The organism is Acidimangrovimonas sediminis (genome assembly GCF_002871005.1).
Classification (GTDB): Bacteria; Pseudomonadota; Alphaproteobacteria; order Rhodobacterales; family Rhodobacteraceae; genus Acidimangrovimonas; species Acidimangrovimonas sediminis.
In genome coordinates, this window is the sequence record NZ_PHSN01000004.1 from 109883 (window position 1) to 134438 (window position 24556).

Genomic DNA, 24556 nt, shown 5'->3' on the forward strand with positions numbered 1-24556 from the left:
ATGGACAACCTGCTTTCCATCATCACCTTCATCCCGGCGGTGGCGGCGCTTGTCCTCGCGGTGTTCCTGCGCGGCAACGACGCAGCGGCACAGCGCAACGCCAAGTATGTGGCGCTGCTTGCGACCACTGCGAGCTTCCTGATCTCGCTCTTCGTGCTGGCCGGGTTCGACCCGTCGAACACCGGGTTCCAGTTCCTCGAGAACTACCGCTGGATCCTCGGCTTCCACTACAAGATGGGGATCGACGGCATCTCCATCAGCTTCGTCATGCTGACGAGCTTCATGATGCCCTTCGTGATCCTGGCCTGCTGGAACGTCGAGTACCGGGTCAAGGAATACATGATGGCGTTCCTGATCCTGGAAACGCTGATGCTCGGCACGTTCATGTCGCTCGACCTCGTGCTGTTCTACCTGTTCTTCGAGGGCGGCCTGATCCCGATGTTCCTGATCATCGGTATCTGGGGCGGGCAGGATCGCGTCTATGCCGCGTTCAAGTTCTTCCTCTACACCTTCGCCGGCTCGATCTTCATGCTGGTCGCGATCATCGCGATCTACCACATGACGGGCACGACCGACATGGCGGGCGGCGCGAACGGGGCAGGCGGCTTGCTGACACACCGCTTCCCGTACCAGACGATCCATATATGGGGGATCCCGATCAAGGGCGGGGTGCAGACGCTTCTGTGGATCTCGTTCTTCATCTCCTTCGCCGTGAAGATGCCGCTGTGGCCCCTGCACACCTGGTTGCCCGCGGCCCACGTCGAGGCGCCGACGGCCGGTTCCATCGTGCTGGCGGCGATCCTTCTGAAGATCGCGGACTACGGCTTCCTGCGCTTCACCCTGCCGATGTTCCCCGAAGCCACGACGATTGTCGGACCCATCGCCATGGCGCTGGCCGTGATCGCGATCATCTACACCTCGCTCGTCGCGCTGGTGCAGGAGGACGTGAAAAAGGTCATCGCCTATTCCTCGGTCGCGCACATGGCCGTGGTTCTGGTGGGCATCTTCTCGGCCACCCAGCAGGGGATCCAGGGCGGGATCCTGATGGTGGTGGCGCACGGGTTCTCGTCGGGTGCGCTCTTCCTCTGCGTCGGCGTGATCTACGACCGGATGCACACCCGCCAGATCGACGCTTTCGGGGGCCTCGTGAACCGGATGCCGCGCTATGCGCTGGTCTTCATGTTCTTCGTCATGGCGAACGTGGGCCTGCCGGGCACCGCCAACTTCGCGGGGGAATTCCTGATCCTCGTCGGCGCCTTCCAGGTGAACACCTGGGTCGCGATGTTCGCCACCACCAGCGTGGTCCTGGCCGCGGCCTATTCGCTGTGGCTTTACCGCCGGGTGGTCTTCGGGCAGCTGATCAAGGAAAGCCTGAAGACGATCACCGACATGAACGCCCGCGAGAAGCTGATCTTCGCCCCTCTCGTTGCGCTGACGCTGCTCTTCGGTTTCTACCCGTCGCTGGTCACCGACCTCGTGGGACCGAGCGTCGCCGACCTCGTCAACGACGTGACCGCGGCCCAGGCGGCCTTCGACCCCGGCGCATTGATCGCCCCCGCACAGTAAGGACAGAGAACACATGATTTCCGAAGATCTGAGCCTTCTGCTTCCCGAGATCGTGCTGGCGGTCTATGCGATGGCCGCGCTGATGTACGGGGTCTACACCGGCAAGGACCGCACCATGCCGCTGCTCACCTGGGTGACGGCGGCGGTGTTCGCGGCGCTGGCCTTCTGGATCGGGATCACCGGGCCCGGCACGCATACCGCGTTCAACGGCATGTTCATCGACGATGGCTTCTCGCGGTTCGTCAAGGTGACGGTGCTGCTGTCGGGGGCGGCCGTGCTGGTCATGGCGCAGGATTACATGGTGCGCCGCGGCCTTGCCCGGTTCGAATATCCGGTGCTGGTGGCGCTGGCCGTCGTGGGCATGATGGTGATGGTGTCCGCGGGCGACCTGATGTCGCTCTACATGGGGCTGGAGCTGCAATCGCTTGCGCTGTACGTCGTGGCCTCGCTGCGCCGCGACAGCGCCAAGTCGACCGAGGCGGGCCTGAAGTATTTCGTTCTGGGCGCGCTGTCGTCGGGGATCCTGCTTTACGGCGCGTCGCTGACCTATGGCTTCGCCGGCACGACCGAGTTCAAGGGCATCCTAAGCACGATCCATGGCGGGCACATGTCGCTGGGGCTGCTGTTCGGCCTCGTGTTTCTGATCTCGGGCCTCGCGTTCAAGATCTCCGCGGTGCCGTTCCACATGTGGACACCCGACGTCTACGAGGGTGCGCCGACCCCGGTCACCGCCTTCTTCGCGACCGCGCCGAAGGTCGCCGCGATGTCGCTGATCGCGCGCCTCTTGTTCGACGCCTTCGGCACCGCGCCCGCGGACTGGAGCCAGATCCTGGCGGTGCTGGCGGTGCTGTCGATGTTCCTGGGCGCCTTCGGGGCGATCGGGCAGACCGACATCAAGCGCCTGATGGCCTATTCCTCGATCGCCCACATGGGTTATGCGCTGGTGGGCCTGTCGTCGGGCACGCAGTTCGGCGTGGAATCCATGCTGATGTACATGGTGATCTACGCCACCACGAACGTGGGCGTCTTCGCCTTCATCCTGTCGATGGAACGCGACGGGCGGCAGATCACCGATCTCGCCTCGCTCAACAACTTCGCCGCGAAGGAGCCGCTGAAGGCGCTGGCGATCCTGATCCTGATGTTCTCGCTGGCGGGCGTGCCGCCGACCGTGGGCTTCTTCGCCAAGTTCTACGTGCTGCGCGCGGCGATCGAGGCGAACATGACCTGGCTTGCGGTACTAGCGGTGATCTCGTCGGTGATCGGTGCCTACTACTACCTGCGCATCGTTTACTACATGTACTTCGGGCAGGAGACGGAGGGTCTGGACACCGGCACCATGAACATCGTGCCCTGGATCATGCTGATGGGCACGGCGGTGATCATGCTCGTGGGGATCGTCAACCTCTTCGGTGTCGAGGGGCTGGCCCACGCAGCCGCCGCAACCCTTGTCCCGTAGCGGCTGGCCCGCGGGCTATGGCCGGGTGATCCTGGCCGAGACCGACTCGACCAATGCCGAGGCTATCCGGAGGGTCCCGCTGCTGGCGGGGCCCGAATGGATCCTGGCGCTGCGTCAGAGCGCGGCACGGGGAAGGCGCGGCCGGCCCTGGGCCATGCCCGAGGGGAATTTCGCGGGCACATTGGTGATGCGCCCGACCGAGGCGCCCGACCTTGTGGCGCTGCGCAGCTTCGTCGCCGCCTTGGCCCTGCACGACGCTTTCGTCGACGCGACGGGCCGCGCGGCGCCCTTCGCGCTCAAGTGGCCGAACGACGTGCTGCTGAACGGCGGCAAGGTGGCGGGCATCCTTCTGGAAAGCGCCGGGACGGGCAGGGGTGTCGCACATCTCGTGATCGGGATCGGCGTCAACCTGGCCGCGGCCCCCGCCGCGGGCGAGGTCGAACCCGGTGCCCTGCGCCCGGTCAGCCTTCTGGAAGAGACCGGCGCCGTTGTGACACCCGAGGAATTCCTCGATCTTCTCGCAAGCGCCTATGCCGCCCGCGAGGCACAGTTCACCACCTACGGTTTCGGCCCGATCCGCGAGGCCTGGCTGCAGCGCGCGGCCCGTCTGGGCGAGCAGATCACCGCCCGGACCAGCCAGACGGTGCAGCAGGGCCGTTTCGAGACAGTGGACGCGCAGGGCAACCTTGTTCTAGACACGCCCGACGGGCGCCGCGCCATCCCCGCGGCCGAGATCTTCTTCTGAGGAGGGCGGAATGCTCCTCTGCATCGACTGCGGCAACACCAACACCGTCTTCTCCATCTGGGACGGCGCGCGCTTCCTGTGCACGCTGCGCACCTCGACCGAACATCAGCGCACGGCCGACCAGTATTTCGTCTGGTTCACCACGCTGGTCGAACACCATGGCATCCGGCCCGAGATCACCGACGTCATCATCTCGTCCACCGTGCCACGGGTCGTGTTCAACCTGCGCGTCTTTGCCGACCGCTACTTCAACGCGCGACCCCTCGTGGTGGGCCGCCCCGATTGCCTGCTTCCGCACCCGCCGCGGGTTGACGCGGGCTCGGGCGTGGGGCCCGACCGTCTGGTGAACACCGCGGGCGCGTTCGACCGGCACGGCGGCGACCTGATCGTCGTGGATTTCGGCACCGCCACCACATTCGACGTGGTGGCCCAGGACGGCGCCTATATCGGCGGGGTCATCGCGCCGGGCGTCAACCTGTCGCTCGAGGCGCTGCACATGGCGGCCGCCGCGCTGCCGCACGTGGACATCACCAAGCCGCAACGCGTTGTCGGCACCAACACCGTGGCCTGCATGCAGTCGGGCATCTTCTGGGGCTATGTCGGCCTGATCCGCGAGCTTTGCGAGCGGATCCGCGGTGAGAGCGACCGCCCGATGAAGGTGATCGGCACCGGCGGCCTCGCTTCGCTATTCGCCTCTGGAGAGGTTCTTTTCGACACTATCGAGGATGATCTGACCATGCACGGTCTGACCGTCATTCACGCCTATAACAAGGAAAACGGGCCCTTATGAGCAACAAAAAGGACCGGCTGATCTACCTGCCCCTCGGTGGCGCGGGCGAGATCGGCATGAACTGCTACGTCTACGGCTATGGGCCGGAAGGGCGAGAACGGCTGATCGTCGTCGATCTCGGCGTGACCTTCCCCGACATGGACACGACGCCCGGCGTCGACCTGATCATGCCCGACATCTCGTGGCTGGTGGAACGCGCCGACCGGATCGAGGCGATCTTCATCACCCATGCGCACGAGGACCATATCGGCGGCCTCGGCCACCTCTGGCCGCAGCTCAAGGCGCAGGTCTACTGCCGCCGCTTCACCGGCACGCTGGCCGCGATGAAGCTCGAGGACCGAGGGCAGCCCGCCAACGTCGTCTCGATCGTCGAGCCGCGGCCCGACGTGGTCGAGGCGGGGCCGTTCAAGGTGCAGTTCGTGCCGGTGTCGCATTCGATCCCGGAAAGCTCGGCCCTGATCATCGACACGCCGGCGGGCCGCGTCGTGCATTCGGGCGACTTCAAGCTCGACGGGTCGCCCGTTGTGGGCGAGGCCTTCGACCCGAAGGAGTGGCACGGCATCGCGCAGGAAGGCAACGGCGTGCTGGCGCTGATGTGCGACAGCACGAACATCTTCTCGCCCGCGCCGGGCCGGTCCGAGGCCACGCTGGCCGAGCCGCTGGCCGAACTGGTGGCAAGCGCCCCGGGGATGATGGTGGCGACCACCTTCGCGTCGAACGTCGCACGGCTGAAGACGCTGGCCGATGCCGGCCAGGCGGCGGGGCGCTCGGTCTGCCTGATGGGGCGCGCGATGAAGCGCATGGTGACGGCAGCGGTCGATAGCGGCGTGTTGACCGATTTCCCATCGCTGGTCGCCCCGGAGCAGGCCGCGGACATCCCGCGCGAACACCTGATGCTGATCGTCACCGGCAGCCAGGGGGAGCGCCGCGCCGCCACGGCGCAGCTGGCGCGCGGCAAGTACCTCGGGCTGAGCCTGAAGGAAGGCGACACCTTCCTGTTCTCGTCCAAGGTGATCCCGGGCAATGAGCGCGGGGTGATCCGCATCGTCAACAACATGTCCGAGATGGGCGTCGACGTCATCGACGACCGCGGCGGCCTCTATCACGTGTCGGGTCACGCCAACCGGCCCGACCTGGAGGGTGTGCACGACCTGCTGCACCCCAAGATCCTGATCCCGATGCATGGCGAGCACCGCCACCTGCGCGAACACGCGAAACTGGGCGAATCCAAGGGGATGTCGACCGAAGTTGCGACGAACGGGATGATGATCGACCTCACCACGGGCTATCCGCAGGTGGCGGAATATATCGAGACGGGCCGGGTCTATCTCGATGGCAACGTGATGGTGGGCGCGATGGACGGGGTGATCCGCGACCGGATCCGCATGGCGCTCAACGGCCATGTGATGGTGACGCTGATCCTCGACGAGGCGGGCGAACCGCTGGGCGATGCCTGGGCCGAGGTGATGGGGCTCGCCGAGACCGGCAAGTCCGGCCGCCCGCTCGTCGAGGCGATCGAGGGCGACCTGACGGAGTTCCTCGACCGTGCCGACCAGAAGGTTCTGCGCGACGACGACAAGCTGGACGACGCGCTGCGGCGGATCGTGCGGCAGGTGTCGATGGAAGAGGTCGGCAAGAAGCCCGAGGTGACGACGGTGGTCTCGCGGCTGGACGGCTGAGGACATGACGCTCTGGCTCCACATCGGGCACGGCAAGACGGGGTCATCGGCCCTTCAGGCCGGCCTGGTGCGGGGCCGGGGCTTTGTCTACCCGCAGACCGGGCGCAGCGCCGAGGGCGATCACAACCGCCTGTTCCCGGTCGACCCACCGATTTATGGCCCTCAGATGCTGGACCGGATCGCCGCGGCGCGCGACGAGATCGGCGGTGGCGACGGGGTGTTGTCATCCGAAAGCCTGTGCTTCGCCGGGCCCGCGAAGGTGGCGCAGCTGGCCGAGGTGTTTTCCGGTGCCGACCTGCGGATCCTCTATTACGTGCGACGGCAGGAGGATCTGGTCGAAAGCGGGTTTCGCCAGCACCAGAGGGGCCGGTTGCGGGTGGCCCGGGATGTTGCGAAAACGGTTGAGGATTATCTTGCAACCCACGGCAGCAGCTTTGATTTTCTCAAACGTATTGCGCCGTGGGAAGAGGTCTTCGGCCGCGAGAGGGTGACCGCGCGGCTATATGATCGGAAGACCTGCGCAGGGGACGTCTGCGCCGATTTCGCGGCCGTCACCGGGTTTGCTGTGGCCGATACCGGTGCGCGGGCGAACCCGTCGCTGGACGTCCCGCTGACCCGGGCACTGATGCTGTATCGCGAGGTCGAACCGGATCCGGAGAGGCAGATGGCCTTTCGCGCGGGGCTGGAGCGGATCGTGGCCGAGATCGGCCCGAGCCCGGCGCGGTTCGTGGACGACGCGATGCGGGCCCGGATCCGGGAGATGTTCGCCGAGAGCAACGCCACCTTCGCCGCGCGCCACCTGGACGCGCGGGCGGCCGAGATCCTTACGACGTCTTGAAGCTGCGGGTCAGGAAGTCGGGCATGTGATCGCCCATGCCGACCACGACCTCTTCGTCGCGCCGGTCACGGCGGTCGTTGCGGCGGCGATCGCCGCGGCCTTCGCTACGGCTGTCGCTACGCTCCTGACGCGGTTGAGGCGCGCGTTCCTCGGGCGCGGCGTCCGCCCGCTTGTCCTCGACCACCTCGGCCGGTTTCGCTTCGGGCGCGGCATCGCTCCGATCTTCGTCCCGGCGGCTGCGCGAGCGCGACCGCGAGCGGCTGCTGCGGCCGCCGTCACGACCGCCGTCCTTGTTGCGGTCCTCGCGCGGCGGACGGTCGGGCGATGCGGTGAAGTCCGGCACCTCGCCCGCGGGAATGTCCTTCTTGATCAGCGAGGTGATCGCCGAGAGATACTTGTCGTCCGCCGGCACGGCGAGAGTGTAGGCGCGGCCCTTGCGACCGGCTCGTCCGGTGCGGCCGATGCGGTGGACGTAATCTTCGGCATGGCTGGGCACGTCGAAGTTGAAGACATGGCTGACCGCCGGAATATCAAGGCCACGGGCGGCCACGTCAGAAGCCACGAGGAACCGCAACGTGCCGTCGCGGAAGCCGTCGAGCGTGCGCATGCGTTGCGACTGGTCCAGGTCGCCGTGAATGGGCGCGGCGTCGAAGCCGTGCGATTTCAGCGACTTGGCGACCACGTCCACGTCGATCTTGCGATTGCAGAAGATGATTGCGTTCTGGCAGGCCTCGCCCTCACTCTCGATCAGTGCCCGCAGCAGGGCGCGTTTCTCGGTGAAGGAGCGGTCGCGGCGCGAGGGCGTGATCGAGAACAGCTTCTGCTCGATGTTTTCCGACGCGGTGGCCTGTCGCGCAACCTCGATCCGGGCGGGGTTGTGCAGGAAGGCGTTGGTGATCCGCTCGATCTCGGGCGCCATGGTCGCCGAGAAGAACAGGGTCTGCCGGGTGAACGGCGTCAGCTGGAAGATCCGCTCGATATCCGGGATGAAGCCCATGTCGAGCATCCGGTCAGCCTCGTCCACCACCATGATCTGCACGCCGGTGAGCAGAAGCTTGCCACGCTCGAAATGGTCGAGCAGGCGGCCCGGGGTGGCGATCAGCACGTCGACGCCCTTGTCGATCAGCTTGTCCTGTTCGCCGAACGACACGCCGCCGATCAGGAGTGCCTTGGTCAGCTTGGTGTTCTTGGCGTAGATGTCGAAGTTCTCGGCCACCTGGGCGGCAAGTTCCCGCGTCGGCGCGAGGACGAGCGAGCGCGGCATGCGCGCCCGGGCCCGGCCCTTGGCCAGGAGGGTGATCATCGGCAGGGTGAAGCTGGCGGTCTTGCCGGTGCCGGTCTGGGCGATGCCCAGCACGTCCTGTCCTTCCAACGCGGGCGGAATCGCCTGGGCCTGGATCGGGGTCGGGGTTTCGTAGCCGGCGTCTGAGACGGCGCTCAACACCTTGGGGTCCAAGGCGAGATCAGTGAATTTGGTCATTAGCGTCCTGGTTGTCGCGGCATCGGGCCACGCTTGGTTGAGGGACGCGATTTCCGGGCGTCCCGGCGTCTGGTTGGCACCCGTCAAGTCAAAACCTCGCGGGATGGCAAGGGGCTAGCGGAAAACGCCGGAAAGGTCAATCGGGGACGCTGCGTTCGCCATCATGTGCGCCGATATCGCCGATGTCCGGGGGGCTCCGGCCCCGGTCAAGGGGCGCGGTGCGGGCCCCTCAGTACCGGGCGGTGCGGTTGATCGCGGCGGTCCCGAGGATCAGGTCGCTCAGCCCCTGGCCGCGCGCCGTCGTCAGCATCAGCACGACCGAGATGATCTGGGGGAAGACGAAGGAGAGCGAGAGCGAGTAACCCAGAGTGTGGAAGAAGGCGGTGGCGAGGTCGAGCCTGTCGCCCTGCAGCGTACGGAACTCGATCGAGGCGAGGCGCATGCCCCAGGTGGCCGAACCGCGGGCCAGCGTCACCCAGCGGTAGAGAAAGTTGATCCCGAGGAACAGGACCGGAAAGAAGAAGGCGCCGATGAAGACGGTCAGCACCACGACCAGAAGCGTTGCGAAAAAGACGATCAGCGTGTCGACCACCCAAGCCAGCAGGCGCTTGGGGGCCACGTCGCTGTAGAAGCCCGCAGCGAAATCCGGGTCGGGAAGGCCGTCGGCGGTCGCGGCGGTGCGTGTCGGGTCGGTCCAGGTCATGGCGTCCTATATGGGTGGCCGGGGCGGGCCTGCAAGGACCCGCCCGGGGAGTGTGGGGATCAGTCCGCCTTGGGGTCGGTGTCGGGCGTGCCTTCGCGGGCGGCACGGGCGCGGTCATCCATGAAGGCGTCGAATTCCTGCTTGTCCTTGGCATCGCGAAGGCGCTGAAGGAAGGCGTTGAAGGCCTCCTGTTCCTCCTCCAGCCGGCGCAGGGTGTCGGCCTTGTAGGCGTCGAAGGCGGTGTTGCCCGAGGAGGGCATGCCGTAGGGACCCCATTCCCGGCCCCAGCCGTGGCGACCGTGGCGGTGATGATGGCGGGCGTGGCGGCAGGAACCGGTGAACATGCGTTTGCTCCAGATCATGTAGAAGAGAAGGGCAAGGCCCACGGGCCAGAAGAAGATGAAGCCAAGAACCATGGCGGCGATCCAGGCGGCCTTGCCGCGCGCGTCGAGCCAGTCCTGGGCCTGGCCGGGCCAGGCGGTGATGGCGGTCATGTGCGAACTCCGTCTCGGGGTTGATGTGAACTGCTTTCACATCCCCAAGATCGGGAGGGCCGGACGGTAAATCAAGGCCCATGTGAATGTTTTTCACATGGGCCCGGTTTCGTCGTTCAGGATCAGCGGCTTGCGCTCAGATGGTGAAGTCGGCGACCGGCGCGCCGGTCAACGCCTGCAACGCATCGGGACGGATCGAGAAGATGTGCCGCGGCGTGCCGGCCGCCGCCCACACAATGTCGAACGTCATGATCCGGGGGTCGAGAAAGGCCGTGACCGGTGTGAGATGGCCGACCGGCGAAACGCCCCCGATGGCGAATCCCGTCTCGGCCCGGATCAGATCGGCATCGGCCTTGCCCAGCGGTTCACCCGCAAGGGCCGAGGCCTTGGCGTCGCTGACCCGGTTGCCGCCGGCGGTGAGGAACAGCTTGACGTGGCCCGAGGTCTCGCCGCGGAAGATGATCGACTTGACGATCTGGTCGATCTCGCAGCCCGCGGCATCGGCGGCCTCCTGCGCGGTCCGGGTCGAGACCTCCATCTCGCGCAGGTCGTGCTCCACCCCCGCGGCTTCCAGCGCGGCCTTCACCCGCTTTAAGCTCTTGCTCATCCCAGTCTCCTTCGTCTTGTGGGCGGGGCGGAGACTGCGGGGGCACAGGGGGAAAGGCAAGGCGGGAAAGGGGAGCGTGATCGGGGGGGCGTGCAGGGTGGCGAGGGCGGATGCCCCCGGCGGGAGTATTTGGGCCAAGACGATGGAGGAAGGCGAGATTGACCGGCCGGCGCGGCGCGGCCATCTTGGCGCCATGAGTTTCGCATCCCGCCTGACCCGTTGCCCGATCGCCTTCGACGCCGCCGCAGGCGCAGAGGCGCGCGCGGCCTTTCCCGAGGTTCCGCCCGAACTGGGGGCGCTGATCGCGGGGACGGCGGGGTGCAGCCCCTATCTCAAGGGCCTTCTTGCGCGCGAACACGCGTGGATCGGCGCGGCCTTCGATGGCACGCCCGAAGCGGCGCTGGAGGGCGCTCTGGCGGGGTTGGAGGAGCTGCCGCTCGATCAACTCGGGGCCGGGCTGCGGCAAGCGAAGCGGCGGGTCGCACTCTTGGCGGCGCTGGCGGATCTGGGCGGGGTGTGGCGGCTGGAAGAGGTCACAGGCGCGCTGACCCGGCTGGCCGACATGGCGGTCGACCTCTCGATCCGCCGACTGGTGGCCGACGAGATCCGGCGCGGCAAGATCCCCGGCGCAGGCCCCGACGACGCCGGGTCGGCGGCGGGAATGGTGGCGCTGGCGATGGGCAAGATGGGCGCGGGGGAGCTCAATTATTCCTCCGACATCGACCTGATCTGCCTTTACGACGAGACGCGGTTCGAGGATGCCACCGCGGCGCAGGAGGCGCGCATGGCCTTCGTGCGGGCGACGCGGAAGATGGCGGCGCTTTTGTCGGACCTGACGCCCGAGGGCTATGTCTTTCGCACCGACCTGCGGCTGCGCCCCGACGCCTCGGTCACACCGGTCTGCCTGTCGATGGCCGCGGCCGAGAGCTATTACGAAAGCGTCGGCCGGACGTGGGAACGCGCGGCCTATATCAAGGCCCGGCCCTGTGGCGGCGATCTGGAGGCGGGCGCGCGGTTCCTGCGCACGCTGACCCCCTTCGTCTGGCGCAAGCACCTCGACTTCGCGGCGATCCAGGACGCGCATGACATGCGGCTGAGGATCCGCGAGCACAAGGGGTTGGCCGGTCCGATCACGCTGGAGGGGCACAACATGAAGCTCGGCCGTGGCGGGATTCGCGAGATCGAGTTCTTCACCCAGACCCGGCAGATCATCGCAGGCGGCCGCGATCCCGCGCTGCGCGTGAAGAAAACCGTGCAAGGGCTTGAAAGATTGACGGAAACCGGGTGGGTGCCGGGCGAGGTGACGGCTGAACTCATCGACCATTACCGCGCCCACCGCGAGGTGGAGCATCGCATCCAGATGGTGCAGGACGCCCAGAGCCACACCCTGCCCACGACGCCCGAGGGGATCGAGCGCATCGCCCGGATGTGCGGTGAGGGCGACACCGCCGCCTTCCGTGCCACCTTGCTCGACCGGCTGAACCGGGTCGATGCCCTGACCGAGGGGTTCTTTGCCCCCGACGAACATCCCGGTGGCACCGGCGCGCAGGCGCCCGACGACCCCGAGACCCGCAGGATCACCGATGGCTGGAGCAATTACCCGGCGCTTCGGACCGACCGGGCTGTGCAGATCTTCCGCCGCCTGCGCCCGGTGATCCTTGGCCGGATGCAGCGCGCCGCCAACCCCGGCGAGGCGCTTCGTGCCTTCGACGGCTTCCTTTCGGGGCTGCCCGCCGGGGTGCAGCTGTTCTCGCTGTTCGAGGCCAACCCCACCCTGATCGACCTGATCGTCGACATCTGCGCCACCGTCCCGCAGCTGGCAGTCTACCTCAGTCGCAACGCCGCCGTCCTTGACGCCGTGCTGGGCGGCAGCTTCTTCGCGCCCTGGCCCGGGACGGCCGCCCTGCGCGCCGAATTCGAACGGGCGTTCAGCCGGGCACCGGATTACGAACGCACGCTCGATACCGCGCGCAGACTGGCGAAGGAATGGCACTTCCGCATCGGCGTGCATCACCTGCGCGGGCTGATCGACGCCTTCGAGGCGGGCAAGCAATATGCCGACCTTGCCGAGGCGGTGGTCGCCGCCCTGTGGCAACCCTGCGTCGACGATTTCGCCACCCGCCACGGCCCGCCGCCGGGACGGGGCGCGGCGGTCCTGGGGATGGGCAGCCTCGGCGCCGGGCGGCTGAATGCGACCTCCGACCTCGACCTGATCGTGATCTACGATGCCGAGGGGGCCGAGGCCTCGGACGGCCCGCGGCCGCTGACCGTGCGGCCCTATTATGCGCGGCTGACCCAGGCGCTGGTGACGGCGCTGACGGCGCCGATGGCCGAGGGGCGGCTTTACGAGGTCGACATGCGGCTGCGCCCCTCGGGGCGGCAGGGGCCGGTCGCGACCTCCTGGGCCGCCTTCCGGGGCTACCAGCAGGACGAGGCCTGGACCTGGGAACACCTCGCCCTGACCCGCGCGCGGCAGGTGGCGGGGGATCCCGGCCTCGGGTCGGATATCGAGTCGTTCCGGCGCCGGCTGCTGCGCGACAAGGGCGCGGGGGCGGGCGTGCGCCACGACGTGGCCGAGATGCGCGCACGGCTTCGGGCGGCCAAGCCCGGGCAGGGCGCGTGGGAGGCCAAGCTGGGCCCCGGGCGGATGATGGAGGTGGAGCTTGCGGCCGAGACGCTCGCGCTGATCGCCGGCACGCCCGCGCGCCGGGTGGAACAGCAGATCGCCGCGGGCCGTCGCGCGGGGACGATCGGGCCGGAGGCGGAGGCCGCGCTGATCTCGGCCTACCGTCTGTGCTGGCGCCTGACCGCGGTGCACCGGCTGCTGACGGACCGGCCGCTCGACCCCGAAAGCCTGGGCGAGGGCGCGCGCGCCTTCCTACTGCGCGAAACCGATGCCACGTCGCTTCCCGACCTGTCGGCGGCGCTTGCAGACCGGACGAAGGCCGCAGCCGATGTCATCACGGAGCTGTTGCCCGAGACGGACAGGACGCAATGAGGACGGGATGGGACGGCGGATGATCGGACAGGAGGTGGCGGATCCCAAGGGCCTGGTCCGCGAAAGTTACCGGATCGAGGGGATCACGGCGCCCGAATGCCGGTCGATCTTCATCGACTGGGCGCTCAGCCTCGCCCCGGGGGTCGACCCGCGCGAGGCGATGCGCGTGCTGATCGCGAGCTATGCGCTGGACACCCCCGACCACCCGATGAGCCGCGTGCTGAGCGAAGGGCTGACCGAAGCCCCGGCGCCGCGCCGCCGGGGCGGGCGCGCGGGGCGGCTCGGCCCTCAGGCCTGAAGCGCGGCGGCGGTCCTGGCAAGAGCGGTGATGCCCTCCCAATCGCCCTTTTCCATCAGGTCCTTCGGCGCGACCCACGAACCGCCGACGCAAAGCACGTTCGCAAGCGACAGGTAGTCCCCGGCATTGGCCGGGCTGACCCCGCCGGTCGGGCAGAAGCTGACCTGCGGGATTGGCGACCCGAGCGCCTTCAGCGCCTTCGCGCCGCCCGCCACCTCGGCCGGAAAGAACTTCTGCACGGTATAGCCGCGCTCGAGCAGCGCCATCACCTCCGACGCCGTGGCGGCCCCGGGCAGAAGCGGAAGGTCCGCCGCCTCGCAGGCGTCGAGGATCCGGTCGGTCGCGCCGGGCGAGACGCCGAATTTCGCGCCCGCCGTCACCGCCGCCGTCACGTCGGCGGGCGTCAACAGGGTGCCCGCGCCGACGATGCCGCCCTCGACCCCGGCCATCTCGGCGATCGCCTCCAGCGCGCAGGGGGTGCGAAGCGTCACCTCAAGCGCCGGAAGACCGCCGGCGACCAGCGCCTCGGCCAGCGGACGGGCATGGGCGATCTCGTCGATCACCAGCACGGGGATCACCGGCGCGCGGCGGCAAAGCTCGGCGGCGGCGCGGGAGGCGTCTTGCGGGGTCATGTGGGGCCTTTCGTTATTCGGTCGTTCGGGCGCTGGGGCAGGTGTCGGATGCCTTCGGCGAGAGTATTTCTGCAAAGATGAAGTGCCGTCACAATAAGCCGGCGAGCGCGGCTGCGCGATGCCTTTTCATCCTGGTCCGAATACTCTCGCCGAAGGCGGCATACCATCAGCGCCGGGTCCGGCGCCAGTGTCAGACGACGACGCCGGCGCCCTCGGTCGCGGGGCCGACATTGGCGCGGAAGTTTTCGAACAGCTCGCGGCCGAGACCCGTGTGGTACCCGGACAGATCCGCCGTTACCGGTGCGCGACTGTCGAAATCCGCCTCGAGCACGGCGAGGGTGCCGGCGGTCGCGTCGACCCGCACCCGGTCGCCGTCGCGCAGACGGGCGATCGGGCCGCCCGTCGCGGCCTCGGGCGAGACGTGGATCGCTGCGGGCACCTTGCCAGACGCGCCAGACATCCGCCCGTCGGTCACGAGCGCCACCTGCAGCCCGCGGTCGAGCAGCACGGCCAGCAGCGGGGTGAGCGAGTGAAGTTCAGGCATGCCATTGGCGCGCGGCCCCTGGAAGCGGACGACGACGACGGTGTCTTCGGTGAATTCACCGGCCTGGAAGGCTGTCTTCACCTCGGCCTGGTCGTGGAAGACGCGCGCCTTCGCCTCGACCACGTGGTGATCCTTCGATACGGCCGAGACCTTCATGACGCCGCGCCCGAGGTTTCCGGAAAGCTGCTTGAGTCCGCCCTCGGGCTGGAACGGATCCGACGCCGGGCGCAGGATCTTGTCGTTCAGGCTTTGCCCCGGCCCGGCGTGCCAGGCGAGGGAGCCCCCCTCGAGCCTGGGTTCCTGAGTGTAGAGCGACAGCCCGTCGCCCGCGACGGTCTTGGTGTCGGGGTGCAGCAGGCCCGCGTCGAGCAGGTCGCCGATCATGTAGGCAAGGCCCCCGGCCGCGTGGAAATGGTTCACGTCGGCAAGGCCGTTCGGGTAGACCTTGGCCATCAGCGGCGTGGCGGCCGAGATCTCGGCGAAATCCTCGATGTCGAGGAGGACGCCCGCAGCGCGCGCCATGGCGGGCAGGTGGATCACCAGGTTCGTCGATCCGCCCGTCGCCATCAGGCCCACGATGCCGTTCACGAACGCCCGTTCGTCAAGCACCTCGGACGCCGGGGTGTAATCGTTCCCGAGCGCGGTGATCGCCGCCGCGCGTTCGGTCCCAGCGACGGTGAGCGCGTCGCGCAGGGGGGTGCCCGGGTTGACGAAGCTTGCGCCTGGCAGGTGCAGGCCCATGAATTCCATCAGCATCTGGTTGGTGTTCGCCGTGCCGTAGAAGGTGCAGGTGCCCGGCCCGTGGTAGGAGGCCATCTCGGCCTCCATCAGTTCCTTGCGGCTGATCTCTCCGGCGGCGAAGCGTTGGCGGACCTTGGATTTCTCGTCGTTGGGCAGGCCGGAAGTCATCGGGCCCGCCGGCAGGAAGACCGCCGGAATATGGCCAAAGGTGGCCGCCGCGATGACGAGACCCGGCACGATCTTGTCGCAGACCCCGAGGTAGAGCGCCGCGTCGAAGGTGTTGTGGCTGAGCGCAACCCCCGCCGCCAGCGCGATCACGTCGCGGGAGAACAGCGACAGCTCCATCCCCGGCTGGCCCTGTGTTACGCCATCGCACATCGCGGGCACCCCGCCTGCGACCTGCGCCGTGGCACCGGCCTTTCGGGCGGCCTCACGGATCAGCGTGGGGTAGGTCTCGAACGGCTGGTGGGCCGAGAGCATGTCATTGTAGGCGGTGACAATGCCGATGTTGGGGGCGCGGCCCTCGGCCAGCGCGGCCTTGTCGTCGCCCATCGCGGCATAGGCGTGGGCCTGGTTGCCGCAGGTCAGGTGGGCGCGACGGGTGCCCGCCTCGGCGGTGCGGGCGATCTTGTCGAGATAGGTCTGGCGGCTGGCGGCGGAGCGGGTGCGGATCCGCTCGGTCACCCGCGCGATCGTGTGGTCCAGCGGCATGGGCTCCTCCGGGTCGCGGCAGTGGCTTCGTTAGCGCTAACAAATCAGATTTCGCCCGATTTGAAAAGAGGGACGGGGCGAATGTAATTGTTGACGGCAACAGGGTACGCCCACTGGCGCGGGGCGCAACCCCGGGGGCGCCTGGCGCTCCGCCATGCACACCTTGCAAGGCAGGGTTTCCGATCACGCGCTTGTATGGTCAGCGAGGCTGACCTATCTTTGGCGGCAGGGAGGCCAGTATCGAACAGGAGACCGGCCATGTACGACAAAGACGGAATGATCGACTACGCGACCATCGAGCGCGACGTGCGCCGCATGCGCGCCGAGGCTTCGGCCCAGATGTTCGCCAATCTCAGGAAGTGGTTCGCGAGCCGCCGCACCCACCGCGCCGATACCGCGCGCAGTTCGGCAGCCCACGCGTCCTGATCCGCACGCCCTGATCCTTCGGGCGGTGGCCGCGCAGGCAACAGACGGCGGGATCGACGAGGGCGCACAAGCCAGACGTTGCACAAGAAACGGTGCACAAGCGAAAAGGCCCCGGGCGCACCCTGGGGTCTTTTGCGTTTCGCGTCGACGTCCCTCACGCACCCCGGAACCTCACGCCCCTGGGAAGGAGACCCTTCCCGCCGCAATCGGAACCGGGTAGGAGGGGCCATGACCGAAAACACGCTTTCCACCCGTCCGACTGTCCGCCTCCGCCCCAACAAGGCCGGGGCGCGCGCCATCCGTCATGGCTTTCCCTGGGTCTATGCCGACGAGCTGGTGACCGACAGGCGTACAAGGGCCCTGGCGCCGGGCACGCTGGCCGTGCTCGAGGATGCCGAGCGCCATCCGATGGGCCTGGTGACGGTCAATCCGAATTCCAAGATCATCGGGCGGATGCTCGACCGCGACCCGCGGGCAGCGATCGACACGGCGTGGTTCGCGGCCCGGCTGCGCCACGCGCTTGCCCTGCGCGAGACGCTGTTCGACCAGCCCTTCTACCGGCTCGTGCATGCCGAGGCGGACGGCCTCCCCGGGGTGGTCATCGACCGGTTCGGCGACACTGCGGTGATCCAGCCGAACGCCGCCTGGGCCGAGGCGGGGCTCGACGATCTCGCCCGTGCGCTGGCCGAGGTGACCGGGGTCGCCAACATCGTCAAGAACGCCACGGGCCGGGCCCGGAGCCTTGAGGGGCTGGGCGAGGAAACGGTTGTTATTCAGGGGGATGTGAGCGGCGCCTTGAGTGTGGCCATGAACGGCGCGACCTATATGGCGGACGTGCTGGGCGGGCAGAAGACCGGGCTTTTCTTCGACCAGCGACCGAACCATGCCTTTGCGCAGCGCTTTGCCAAGGGGGCGCGGGTGCTCGACGTCTTCTCGCATGTGGGCGGCTTCTCGCTGGCCGCGCTTGCGGCGGGGGCGGTGCAGGCGACGGCGGTCGACAGTTCGGCCCCGGCGCTGGATCTTGCCGCCAAGGGCGCCATCGCGATGGAGGCGGCGGACCGCTTCGTCACCCGCCAGGGTGATGCCTTCGCGCAGATGGAGGCGCTGGCCGCCGAAGGCGCGCAATTCGACATGGTGATCTGCGACCCGCCCGCTTTCGCGCCGTCGAAACAGGCGCTGGAAGCGGGGCTGCGGGCCTATGAGCGCGTCGCGCGGCTGGCCGCGCCACTGGTCGCGCCGGGGGGTGTGCTGGGGCTCTGCTCCTGCTCGCATGCCGCCGATCTGGGGGCGTTCCGCACGGCCTCGACCCGCGGTATCGGGCGGGGCGGGCGCAGCGGGCAGATCATTCACACGGGCTTTGCCGGGCCGGACCATCCGCTGATGCCGCAATTGGCCGAATCGGGCTATCTCAAGGCGTTGTTCTACCGGATGATGCCGTGAAGGCGCTGCTTGACGCCTGTGTCCTTTATCCCACCGTTCTGCGCGAGATCCTGATCGGCTGTGCCGCACGGGGGCTTTATACCCCGCTCTGGTCGGCGCGGATCCTCGAGGAATGGGCGCGGGCGACGGTGAAGCTGGGGCCCGGTGCGGAAACCATCGCGCGGGGCGAGGTCGTGGCGCTCAGGGCGAGATTCCCGGGGGCCGAGGTGGCGCCGGCGCCGGGGCTGGAATCGCGGCTCTACCTGCCGGATCCGAACGACGTGCACGTGCTGGCCGCCGCGATTTCGGGAAATGCCGACCTGATAATCACCTACAACGCGCAGGATTTTCCCCGCGCCACGCTGGCCGAGGAAGGGCTGGACCGGCGCGATCCAGACCAGTTCCTGATCGCGCTGCTGGCCGAGAACCCGGAGGCCGTGGCCGAGGTGGTGGAGGCTGTCCGCGCCACGGCCGAGCGTCTGTCGGGGACGGCGCAGCCGCTCCGCCCGTTGATGAAACGTGCGCGCCTGCCGCGGCTGGGCAAGGCGCTGCAGCGCGACGGGGTCTAGCCCGCGACCCTGGACCACCGCCGTTCCATCGCCTCGATCGCGGCGATGCGGTCCGCGGTGTGGGGGTGGCTCATCAGCCAGGCCGGAACCGGGGACCCGGCGCCGCCAGTCAGGCTTTCCAGCTTTTGAAACAGTGACTTCTGCGGCGATGTTCCAATGCCCGCCTTGGTCAGCAGAGCGGCGGCGTAGGCGTCGGCCTCGTATTCGTCCTGGCGGCTGAGGCGCGCGGCCAGAAGGCTGGTGAGCATGTTGGCCAGCCACATCCCCAGCCCCGGTACGAAGCGCGACAGGATCATCCCCAACGCCATGCGCATCGCGTTCTGACCGGAAAAATCGATCATCCGCCGCCGGGAATGCCCAAGCGCCACGTGCCCCAGCTCATGCGCGATCACGGTGGCAAGCTCCTCCGCGCTGACGTCGCCGCTTTTATAACGGTCGACAAATCCTTGTGTCAGAAAGATTCTTCCGTCTGGGGCGGCGAGCCCGTTGACTGGCCGGATGCGGTAGAGCTGGACCTGGATCCGACGCACCCCCAGCGCCTCGGCCATCCGCTCCAACAGCGGCGCCAGCCCCGGATCGGCAAAGGGTTCGGACTGGCGGTCGAGGGTCTTGGCGGTCTGCCATGCCGAGAAGCGCCACGTGAGGTAGCCAAGCAGGATCGCGATGAGGATCGGGGCAAGACGGATCATCCGCGAAATATGGGCGAGAGACGGCCGCGACACCAGAGGTGCTGCGATCCGGCCCCGCCGGGCCGGTGTGCGTGGAACATAAGCATCACCTTATAAACTATTGCCACGTATTCATTTCGTGATGATAATATCCACATCTCCCGTGGGCATCGCCTCGGCGGTTTCGCGCAGAAGGGTCAGAAGGCGCAGCAGCTCCGCCATGTTCTCCGTGCCGAAAGCCTGTTCCAGCTCGCGGTAGATCGCCTCGGACCGGCCCGACATCCGGTCGTAGAGCGCCTGGCCTGCCGCGGTCAGCTGGACCGTGTGGCGCCGCGCGTCGTGGGCCTCGATCGTCTCGATCAGTGCCTTGTCCTCGAGCGCCCGGAAGATGCGGGTGAGAGAAGGCGGCAGGATCACGCAGCGTTCCGCCAGGCTGCGCGCGTCGAGGGGCCCGGCATCGGCCAGGGCCCGGATCACCCGCCATTGCGGCAGGGTCAGCCCGGTCGCGTCGACATGCCCCTTGAACCGCCGCATCGTCGCCTCGCGTGCGCGCAGGAGTGCGATGGGCAGGGCGGATTCGTAGCCCCTCAGCTTGGCCATTGTCCCTCCTGACCGGCGCGTTGACTGGCGTTTGGGTAGCACCGGGGCCCGGGCCGATCAACGTATCCGGCGCGTGCTGCGCGTTCTGGCCCCGTCCGGCGCGTCGTGAGGCAAGATCTGCCATGTGTCGGGCGAAGGGCGGCCTTGCGGGGAAGGCTGCGCCCGGGCGTTGCCCTTTCCCGGCAAACGGCCTATGTCACCTTGCAAAGCATCGTGAGCAGGAGGGCCGCATGCGCGACCTCAAGATCCCCGATCAGCGCCATCCGGAAAAGGCGCATCGTACCGACAATGCCCAGCCGAAAAAGCCCGACTGGATTCGCGTCAAGGCGCCGGTGAGCGCGGGCTACAAGCAGACCCGCGACATCATCCGCGAGCAGAAGCTGGTTACCGTCTGCGAAGAGGCGGGCTGTCCCAATGTCGGTGAGTGCTGGTCCCAGGGCCATGCAACGATGATGATCATGGGCGAGATCTGTACCCGCGGCTGCACCTTCTGCAACGTCGCGACCGGTCGCCCCAACGCGCTCGACGTGTTCGAGCCGGGGCGGGTGGCGCATGCGGTGGAGCAGCTGGGACTGAACCACGTGGTGATCACCTCGGTCGACCGCGACGACCTGGACGACGGTGGGGCCGAGCATTTCGCCCAGACGATCCGCGCGATCCGTCACCGCAGCCCGACGACCACGATCGAGATCCTGACGCCCGACTTCCTGAAATCCACCCCCGGTTCGCTGGAGAAGGTGGTCGAGGCGCGGCCCGACGTCTTCAACCACAACCTGGAAACCGTGCCGGGGCTTTACCCTTCGGTCCGGCCGGGTGCGCGCTATTTCCACTCGCTGCGGCTTTTGCAACGCGTGAAGGAGCTGGACCCGGCGATGTTCACCAAGTCGGGCCTGATGGTCGGCCTTGGCGAAGAGGCGCCGCAGGTGCGGCAGGTGATGGATGACATGCGCTCGGCCGACGTGGATTTCCTGACCATCGGTCAGTACCTGCAGCCGACGCCGAAGCACCACGCCGTCGCGCGCTTCATCACGCCCGACGAGTTCAAGGCCTATGAGAAGGCGGCGTGGGGCAAGGGGTTTCTGATGGTGTCGTCGACGCCGCTGACCCGTTCCTCCTACCACGCCGGCGACGATTTCGCGCGGATGCGCGAGGCCCGTCTGGCGCGTCTGCAGGGGGCGTGAACGCGCCCCTCAGAACCCGTAGCTGACGCCCAGCGTGTAGATCCGCGCGGCTCTCGGGGTCACCCCGGGGCGAACCGCGATCTTGAGCTCCGGCTCACCCAGCGGGGGGGCTACCGGCGCCGTCACCCGCCAGCCGGGCGTGCGGCCGTAAACCGGCGTCGGGTTGGTGGCGAAGGCCACGGGAAAGATGTGACCCGGCCCCCTGGATTTCTTGTGGCGGTGAAATTCGGCGGCCAGCGCGGACGAGGCTGTCAGCGCCATGCAGAGGGCAGCGGTCGTTGCGGCGGCAAAGGCGGCTTTTGTGATCTGCGGCACGTTCCCGGCTCCTACGGTTTCCTCCGGCAGCACTAGACGTTCCGTCCGAACAACGGATTTACCGTGGCAGAAATGTGGCGCAAATATGGCGGATCGCGCGGATCCGAGGAAATCGCGGCCTGCACGGGCCGTCACTTCATCGGCGGCACCTTCTTGAGATATGCGGCGATCGCCTCGACATCCGACTTGGGTAGGTGACCCATGTTTTCCACGACATAGGCCATGTGGCCGCCGGCGCTGTCGAATTCCGGCGTCAGCCCGGTGGACAGGTAGGCCACGATATCCGCCCGCGACCAGCTCAGGGCGGCGGGGGTGATGTTCGGGATCCGGCCCTTGCCGTCGGGGTTCGCGGCGCCGGCCAGCCAGCGCCCGGTTTGCATCCCGCCAAGCGCGTTGCGCGGGGTGTGGCACTGTCCGCAATGACTTACCGCCTCGACGAGGTAGCGGCCGCGCTCCTCCACGGGTGTCAGGTCGCCGGTGACGACCCAGTCGGTCGAGACGAAGAGAAAGTTGTAGCCGCCCACGAGCCGGCGGATCGAGAACGGGAATGACAGCTCGTGCGGCTGGCTCGGGGTGGCGACCGGGGGCAGGGTGCGCAGATAGGCCCAGAGGTCGGCCACGTCGCCCTTGGTCATCTTGTCGTAGCTGGAATAGGGGAAGGCGGGGTAAAGATGCGCCCCGTCCTTGCGGATCCCGCGCAGCATAGCGTCGGCAAAGTCGTGCAGCGTCCAGGCGCCGATGCCGTGGGTCGGGTCGGGCGAGATGTTGGGCGTAAGGAAGGTGCCGAAGGCGCTTTCCAGCCGTTGCCCGCCGCCAAGCTTCAGCTGATCCGCGCCCTTGGCCTGCGGGTCGGCATGGCACGAGGCGCAGCCGCCGGCCCAGAACACAAGCTCTCCCCGGCTGGCGTCGCCCTTCAGCCCCGCCATCGCGTCGTCGGGCAGCGGGTCGGGCGCGGTGATCACCCAGAAAGCCACGAGCCCGGCGGCCACGAGGCCCGCAAGAAGCATGAGCAGGCGTCCCATCGCCGCCGTTCCTTTCGTGCCAGCCCGGTTCCGTCCGTCGCGGAGAGGGCGCCCCCGGTCCGCCTGTCCGTCCGGCGGGACAGCGGGGTCAGTTCGGTGGGATCAGTTCGAAGCGATCAGTTTGACACGATCAGTTCGATGGGGCGCGGAATTGCTTGTGGCAGCCGCCACAGGCGCCACCGACGCCCTTCATCGCGCCCTGGACGGCCGAGAGGTCGGTGCCCGCGGCTTCCTGCATCTTCACCGCGGCGTCGTGCAAGTCCTTCATGTGGCCCATGAACGCGTCGGGCTTGTCCCAGATGGCAGGCAGGGCGTGAGTGCCCTCGACGGCGCCATTGTCGCTGCCCTTGGGCCAGTAGGCGCCTTCGTTCAGCGTGGTCAGGGTGACGATGTTGCCCGCCGCGGCCTGCGCGGCCGACTGGTCATAGGGCATGGCCCCCTTTGCCATGCCGCCAAGGACCCCGAGGTTGAAGGCGAGGTTGTCCATGAGGCCCTGCCGGGCCTTGATCGCGCCGTCCATCGGGCCGGCGGCAAGCGCGGCAGAGGCGGCGAGGGTAATGACGGTGGCGCAGGCTGCGAGCGCGGCAGAAACAGGCTTCATGAAAAATCTCCCGGGAGCGTGAGCTTTTCGTGAGTGTAGCGTAGGATCCCGCGAAGGCGACCCCCTTTGTTGCACCGGCCCGGGCCGGACGCGGCGATGGCGCGGAACTTCGCCGGTGTCGCAATCGCTTAGCGCAGGCCGATCCCGTGGTGGCGGGTCGGCCTCAGCGTTGCCCAGTCCGGCCACCAGCTGCTTTGCCCGGCCCAGGCGATCAGCAGGCATGCCGCGATGACGCCCACCACCAGCATCACCTGTCGCGGCCCTGGCGGGTGTCGGGCCCAGCGGGCCATGCGGACAAGCCACATGGGGTTCACGCGGCGCCCTCCGGCGCCGGATCGGTGAAGCGCACCTTGCCGATGAAGGGCAGGTTGCGGTTGCGCTGCGCATAGTCGATGCCGTAGCCGACGACGAATTCGTCCGGGATCTCGAACCCGGTCCAGGTGGCGCGGATCGGGACCTCGCGCCGCGCCGGCTTGTCGAGCAGCGCGCAGACCTCCAGCCGGGCGGGATTGCGGCTCTTGAGCAGGTTGACGACGTGATGAAGGGTAAAGCCGGTGTCGACGATATCCTCGACCACCAGCACGTCGCGCCCTTCAATTGCGCTTCTCAAGTCCTTGAGAATGCGGACTTCGCGCGAAGTCTCCATGGCGTTTCCGTAAGACGAGGCCTCGAGGAAGTCGACCTCGACGGGAAGGTCGATCTCGCGCACCAAATCGGCGATGAAGATGAACGACCCGCGCAACAGGCCGACGACGACAAGCTTGTCGGTGCCGGCGTAATGGCGCGAGATCTGGCGCGCCAGGTCCTCGATCCGGGCGGCGATCGCCTTGGCCGAGATCAATTCGTCGATGACATAAGGTTTCGTCACGGCCTGCGCCCCTTGATTTCGCCGGCAGAAGTAAAGACATTCGGTCCGCAAGTCACGAAGAACGCCGCAGCACGAAGTAAATTCCCAGATGCCGACCTACAAGGAAACCCGCGTCCTGCCCTATACGGCGCAGGAGATGTACGACCTCGTGGCCGATGTCGGAAGCTACCCCAAGTTCCTGCCCTGGACCGCCGCCGCCCGGGTGCGCAAGCGCACGCCGCAACCCGACGGGTCGGAGGTGATGGAGGCGGATCTGGTGATCTCGTTCAAGGTGTTCCGCGAGAGATTCGGCAGCCGGGTCGTGCTCTGGCCCGAGAAGCAGAAGATCGACACCGAGTATATCGACGGCCCGTTCCGCTACATGATCTCCAACTGGGCGTTCCGCGACCGCGGCGAGGGCGGGTCGGAAGTGGACTTCTTCGTCGATTTCGAGTTCAAGAACGCGATCCTGCAGAAGGTGATCGGTGTCGTCTTCAACGAGGCGGTGCGGCGGATGGTGAAGGCGTTCGAGGAGCGCGCCGCGGCACTTTACGGCCAGAGAGCGGCGATCGAGGGCTGATCTGGGGCGAAAAGCCCCTGATGCCGCGCCCTTGGCGGGCGTTGCT

26 protein-coding genes are annotated in these 24556 nt (G+C 67.6%); 13 read left to right on the forward strand and 13 right to left on the reverse strand.

Annotated elements, in window-relative coordinates:
• Genes CVV76_RS02765 through CVV76_RS02790 form a run of 6 tightly spaced genes read left to right on the forward strand, consistent with a single transcriptional unit; the run spans position 1 to position 7074 of the window.
• On the forward strand, positions 1-1566 hold the full coding sequence (locus tag CVV76_RS02765) for an NADH-quinone oxidoreductase subunit M (RefSeq protein WP_102223098.1): 1566 nt from the start codon (positions 1-3) through the stop codon (positions 1564-1566).
• 13 nt (positions 1567-1579) lie between these two features.
• Positions 1580-3022: an NADH-quinone oxidoreductase subunit NuoN gene (gene nuoN / locus CVV76_RS02770; protein ID WP_102223099.1), complete on the forward strand. Its 1443-nt coding sequence runs from the start codon at positions 1580-1582 to the stop codon at positions 3020-3022.
• Positions 3012-3767, forward strand: coding sequence for a biotin--[acetyl-CoA-carboxylase] ligase (locus tag CVV76_RS02775; protein ID WP_233192690.1), 756 nt, complete (start codon positions 3012-3014; stop codon positions 3765-3767). Before nuoN ends, CVV76_RS02775 begins: the two co-directional genes overlap by 11 nt.
• A 10-nt stretch (positions 3768-3777) precedes the next feature.
• Positions 3778-4557: a type III pantothenate kinase gene (locus CVV76_RS02780; RefSeq protein WP_102223100.1), complete on the forward strand. Its 780-nt coding sequence runs from the start codon at positions 3778-3780 to the stop codon at positions 4555-4557.
• Positions 4554-6236 carry a ribonuclease J gene (locus CVV76_RS02785; RefSeq protein WP_102223101.1) on the forward strand — a complete coding sequence of 561 codons (1683 nt, stop codon included), beginning with the start codon at positions 4554-4556 and terminating at the stop codon, positions 6234-6236. The genes CVV76_RS02780 and CVV76_RS02785 overlap by 4 nt, the downstream gene beginning before the upstream one ends.
• A gap of 4 nt (positions 6237-6240) precedes the next feature.
• Positions 6241-7074 (forward strand): hypothetical protein, encoded by an 834-nt coding sequence (locus CVV76_RS02790; protein ID WP_102223102.1) that lies wholly within the window; start codon positions 6241-6243, stop codon positions 7072-7074.
• Here CVV76_RS02790 and CVV76_RS02795 read toward each other — a convergent pair.
• The 4 genes from CVV76_RS02795 to CVV76_RS02810 form a co-directional block, all read right to left on the reverse strand.
• A complete protein-coding gene (locus tag CVV76_RS02795) occupies positions 7061-8554 on the reverse strand; it encodes a DEAD/DEAH box helicase (RefSeq protein WP_102223103.1) in 1494 nt (497 codons plus the stop codon). The two genes, CVV76_RS02790 and CVV76_RS02795, sit on opposite strands and share 14 nt — an antisense overlap.
• Positions 8555-8783: 229 nt before the next feature.
• Complete coding sequence (locus CVV76_RS02800; protein ID WP_102223104.1) at positions 8784-9257, reverse strand: RDD family protein; 474 nt, start codon at positions 9255-9257, stop codon at positions 8784-8786.
• Between the two features lie 59 nt (positions 9258-9316).
• Positions 9317-9751: a DUF2852 domain-containing protein gene (locus CVV76_RS02805; RefSeq protein ID WP_102223105.1), complete on the reverse strand. Its 435-nt coding sequence runs from the start codon at positions 9749-9751 to the stop codon at positions 9317-9319.
• A gap of 136 nt (positions 9752-9887) precedes the next feature.
• On the reverse strand, positions 9888-10358 hold the full coding sequence (locus tag CVV76_RS02810; protein WP_102223106.1) for a YbaK/EbsC family protein: 471 nt from the start codon (positions 10356-10358) through the stop codon (positions 9888-9890).
• Positions 10359-10551: 193 nt separating this feature from the next.
• Between CVV76_RS02810 and CVV76_RS02815 the strand changes: the two genes are divergently transcribed.
• Both CVV76_RS02815 and CVV76_RS02820 read left to right on the forward strand, forming a co-directional pair.
• A complete protein-coding gene (locus tag CVV76_RS02815; protein ID WP_102223417.1) occupies positions 10552-13356 on the forward strand; it encodes a [protein-PII] uridylyltransferase family protein in 2805 nt (934 codons plus the stop codon).
• Between the two features lie 7 nt (positions 13357-13363).
• Entirely contained in the window at positions 13364-13654 is a 291-nt protein-coding gene (locus tag CVV76_RS02820; protein ID WP_233192691.1) for a hypothetical protein, read from the forward strand.
• Here the strand turns inward: CVV76_RS02820 and eda are convergent.
• Both eda and edd read right to left on the reverse strand, forming a co-directional pair.
• Entirely contained in the window at positions 13645-14286 is a 642-nt protein-coding gene (gene eda, locus CVV76_RS02825) for a bifunctional 4-hydroxy-2-oxoglutarate aldolase/2-dehydro-3-deoxy-phosphogluconate aldolase (protein ID WP_102223107.1), read from the reverse strand. The genes CVV76_RS02820 and eda overlap by 10 nt on opposite strands.
• 190 nt (positions 14287-14476) lie before the next feature.
• Positions 14477-16282 carry a phosphogluconate dehydratase gene (gene edd / locus CVV76_RS02830; protein WP_102223108.1) on the reverse strand — a complete coding sequence of 602 codons (1806 nt, stop codon included), beginning with the start codon at positions 16280-16282 and terminating at the stop codon, positions 14477-14479.
• Positions 16283-16540: 258 nt separating this feature from the next.
• On the opposite strand from edd, the gene CVV76_RS24885 reads away from it, so the two are divergent.
• The 3 genes from CVV76_RS24885 to CVV76_RS02840 all read left to right on the forward strand — a co-directional run bounded on the left by CVV76_RS24885 (position 16541) and on the right by CVV76_RS02840 (position 18696).
• Complete coding sequence (locus tag CVV76_RS24885; protein ID WP_158243086.1) at positions 16541-16708, forward strand: RSP_7527 family protein; 168 nt, start codon at positions 16541-16543, stop codon at positions 16706-16708.
• A gap of 228 nt (positions 16709-16936) precedes the next feature.
• Positions 16937-18148 carry an RSP_2647 family RNA methyltransferase gene (locus tag CVV76_RS02835; RefSeq protein WP_102223109.1) on the forward strand — a complete coding sequence of 404 codons (1212 nt, stop codon included), beginning with the start codon at positions 16937-16939 and terminating at the stop codon, positions 18146-18148.
• On the forward strand, positions 18145-18696 hold the full coding sequence (locus CVV76_RS02840) for an RSP_2648 family PIN domain-containing protein (protein ID WP_102223110.1): 552 nt from the start codon (positions 18145-18147) through the stop codon (positions 18694-18696). The genes CVV76_RS02835 and CVV76_RS02840 overlap by 4 nt, the downstream gene beginning before the upstream one ends.
• Here CVV76_RS02840 and CVV76_RS02845 read toward each other — a convergent pair.
• Together CVV76_RS02845 and hpaR are read right to left on the reverse strand one after the other, a co-directional pair.
• Positions 18693-19385 carry a M48 family metalloprotease gene (locus CVV76_RS02845; RefSeq protein WP_102223111.1) on the reverse strand — a complete coding sequence of 231 codons (693 nt, stop codon included), beginning with the start codon at positions 19383-19385 and terminating at the stop codon, positions 18693-18695. The genes CVV76_RS02840 and CVV76_RS02845 overlap by 4 nt on opposite strands.
• Positions 19386-19496: 111 nt before the next feature.
• A complete protein-coding gene (gene hpaR, locus CVV76_RS02850) occupies positions 19497-19964 on the reverse strand; it encodes a homoprotocatechuate degradation operon regulator HpaR (RefSeq protein WP_102223112.1) in 468 nt (155 codons plus the stop codon).
• Between the two features lie 230 nt (positions 19965-20194).
• Between hpaR and lipA the strand changes: the two genes are divergently transcribed.
• Complete coding sequence (gene lipA / locus CVV76_RS02855) at positions 20195-21145, forward strand: lipoyl synthase (RefSeq protein ID WP_102223113.1); 951 nt, start codon at positions 20195-20197, stop codon at positions 21143-21145.
• Between the two features lie 9 nt (positions 21146-21154).
• On the opposite strand, the gene CVV76_RS02860 is transcribed toward lipA, so the two are convergent.
• The 5 genes from CVV76_RS02860 to hpt all read right to left on the reverse strand — a co-directional run bounded on the left by CVV76_RS02860 (position 21155) and on the right by hpt (position 23951).
• On the reverse strand, positions 21155-21460 hold the full coding sequence (locus tag CVV76_RS02860) for a hypothetical protein (RefSeq protein WP_146010236.1): 306 nt from the start codon (positions 21458-21460) through the stop codon (positions 21155-21157).
• A gap of 131 nt (positions 21461-21591) precedes the next feature.
• The gene (locus CVV76_RS02865) at positions 21592-22482 is read right to left on the reverse strand and encodes a c-type cytochrome (RefSeq protein WP_102223115.1); all 891 of its coding nucleotides are present in this window, start codon (positions 22480-22482) and stop codon (positions 21592-21594) included.
• Between the two features lie 130 nt (positions 22483-22612).
• Complete coding sequence (locus tag CVV76_RS02870) at positions 22613-23083, reverse strand: c-type cytochrome (RefSeq protein ID WP_102223116.1); 471 nt, start codon at positions 23081-23083, stop codon at positions 22613-22615.
• 128 nt (positions 23084-23211) lie between these two features.
• Positions 23212-23397 carry a hypothetical protein gene (locus CVV76_RS02875; protein ID WP_102223117.1) on the reverse strand — a complete coding sequence of 62 codons (186 nt, stop codon included), beginning with the start codon at positions 23395-23397 and terminating at the stop codon, positions 23212-23214.
• Positions 23394-23951: a hypoxanthine phosphoribosyltransferase gene (gene hpt / locus CVV76_RS02880; RefSeq protein WP_102223118.1), complete on the reverse strand. Its 558-nt coding sequence runs from the start codon at positions 23949-23951 to the stop codon at positions 23394-23396. Before hpt ends, CVV76_RS02875 begins: the two co-directional genes overlap by 4 nt.
• 88 nt (positions 23952-24039) lie before the next feature.
• On the opposite strand from hpt, the gene CVV76_RS02885 reads away from it, so the two are divergent.
• Positions 24040-24510: a type II toxin-antitoxin system RatA family toxin gene (locus CVV76_RS02885; RefSeq protein ID WP_102223119.1), complete on the forward strand. Its 471-nt coding sequence runs from the start codon at positions 24040-24042 to the stop codon at positions 24508-24510.
• Positions 24511-24556: the final 46 nt, after the last annotated feature.

Coding starts and splice junctions, on each gene's coding strand:
- lipA (WP_102223113.1), top strand. CDS start 20,195: ATGCGCGACCTCAAGATCCCCGATCAGCGCCATCCGGAAAAGGCGCAT.
- nuoN (WP_102223099.1), top strand. CDS start 1,580: ATGATTTCCGAAGATCTGAGCCTTCTGCTTCCCGAGATCGTGCTGGCG.
- CVV76_RS02790 (WP_102223102.1), top strand. CDS start 6,241: ATGACGCTCTGGCTCCACATCGGGCACGGCAAGACGGGGTCATCGGCC.
- CVV76_RS02815 (WP_102223417.1), top strand. CDS start 10,552: ATGAGTTTCGCATCCCGCCTGACCCGTTGCCCGATCGCCTTCGACGCC.
- CVV76_RS02810 (WP_102223106.1), bottom strand. CDS start 10,358: ATGAGCAAGAGCTTAAAGCGGGTGAAGGCCGCGCTGGAAGCCGCGGGG.
- CVV76_RS02845 (WP_102223111.1), bottom strand. CDS start 19,385: ATGATCCGTCTTGCCCCGATCCTCATCGCGATCCTGCTTGGCTACCTC.
- CVV76_RS02805 (WP_102223105.1), bottom strand. CDS start 9,751: ATGACCGCCATCACCGCCTGGCCCGGCCAGGCCCAGGACTGGCTCGAC.
- CVV76_RS02795 (WP_102223103.1), bottom strand. CDS start 8,554: ATGACCAAATTCACTGATCTCGCCTTGGACCCCAAGGTGTTGAGCGCC.
- CVV76_RS02820 (WP_233192691.1), top strand. CDS start 13,364: ATGGGACGGCGGATGATCGGACAGGAGGTGGCGGATCCCAAGGGCCTG.
- CVV76_RS02785 (WP_102223101.1), top strand. CDS start 4,554: ATGAGCAACAAAAAGGACCGGCTGATCTACCTGCCCCTCGGTGGCGCG.
- CVV76_RS24885 (WP_158243086.1), top strand. CDS start 16,541: ATGTACGACAAAGACGGAATGATCGACTACGCGACCATCGAGCGCGAC.
- CVV76_RS02870 (WP_102223116.1), bottom strand. CDS start 23,083: ATGAAGCCTGTTTCTGCCGCGCTCGCAGCCTGCGCCACCGTCATTACC.
- edd (WP_102223108.1), bottom strand. CDS start 16,282: ATGCCGCTGGACCACACGATCGCGCGGGTGACCGAGCGGATCCGCACC.
- CVV76_RS02800 (WP_102223104.1), bottom strand. CDS start 9,257: ATGACCTGGACCGACCCGACACGCACCGCCGCGACCGCCGACGGCCTT.
- CVV76_RS02780 (WP_102223100.1), top strand. CDS start 3,778: ATGCTCCTCTGCATCGACTGCGGCAACACCAACACCGTCTTCTCCATC.
- hpaR (WP_102223112.1), bottom strand. CDS start 19,964: ATGGCCAAGCTGAGGGGCTACGAATCCGCCCTGCCCATCGCACTCCTG.
- CVV76_RS02885 (WP_102223119.1), top strand. CDS start 24,040: ATGCCGACCTACAAGGAAACCCGCGTCCTGCCCTATACGGCGCAGGAG.
- CVV76_RS02865 (WP_102223115.1), bottom strand. CDS start 22,482: ATGGGACGCCTGCTCATGCTTCTTGCGGGCCTCGTGGCCGCCGGGCTC.
- eda (WP_102223107.1), bottom strand. CDS start 14,286: ATGACCCCGCAAGACGCCTCCCGCGCCGCCGCCGAGCTTTGCCGCCGC.
- CVV76_RS02835 (WP_102223109.1), top strand. CDS start 16,937: ATGACCGAAAACACGCTTTCCACCCGTCCGACTGTCCGCCTCCGCCCC.
- CVV76_RS02765 (WP_102223098.1), top strand. CDS start 1: ATGGACAACCTGCTTTCCATCATCACCTTCATCCCGGCGGTGGCGGCG.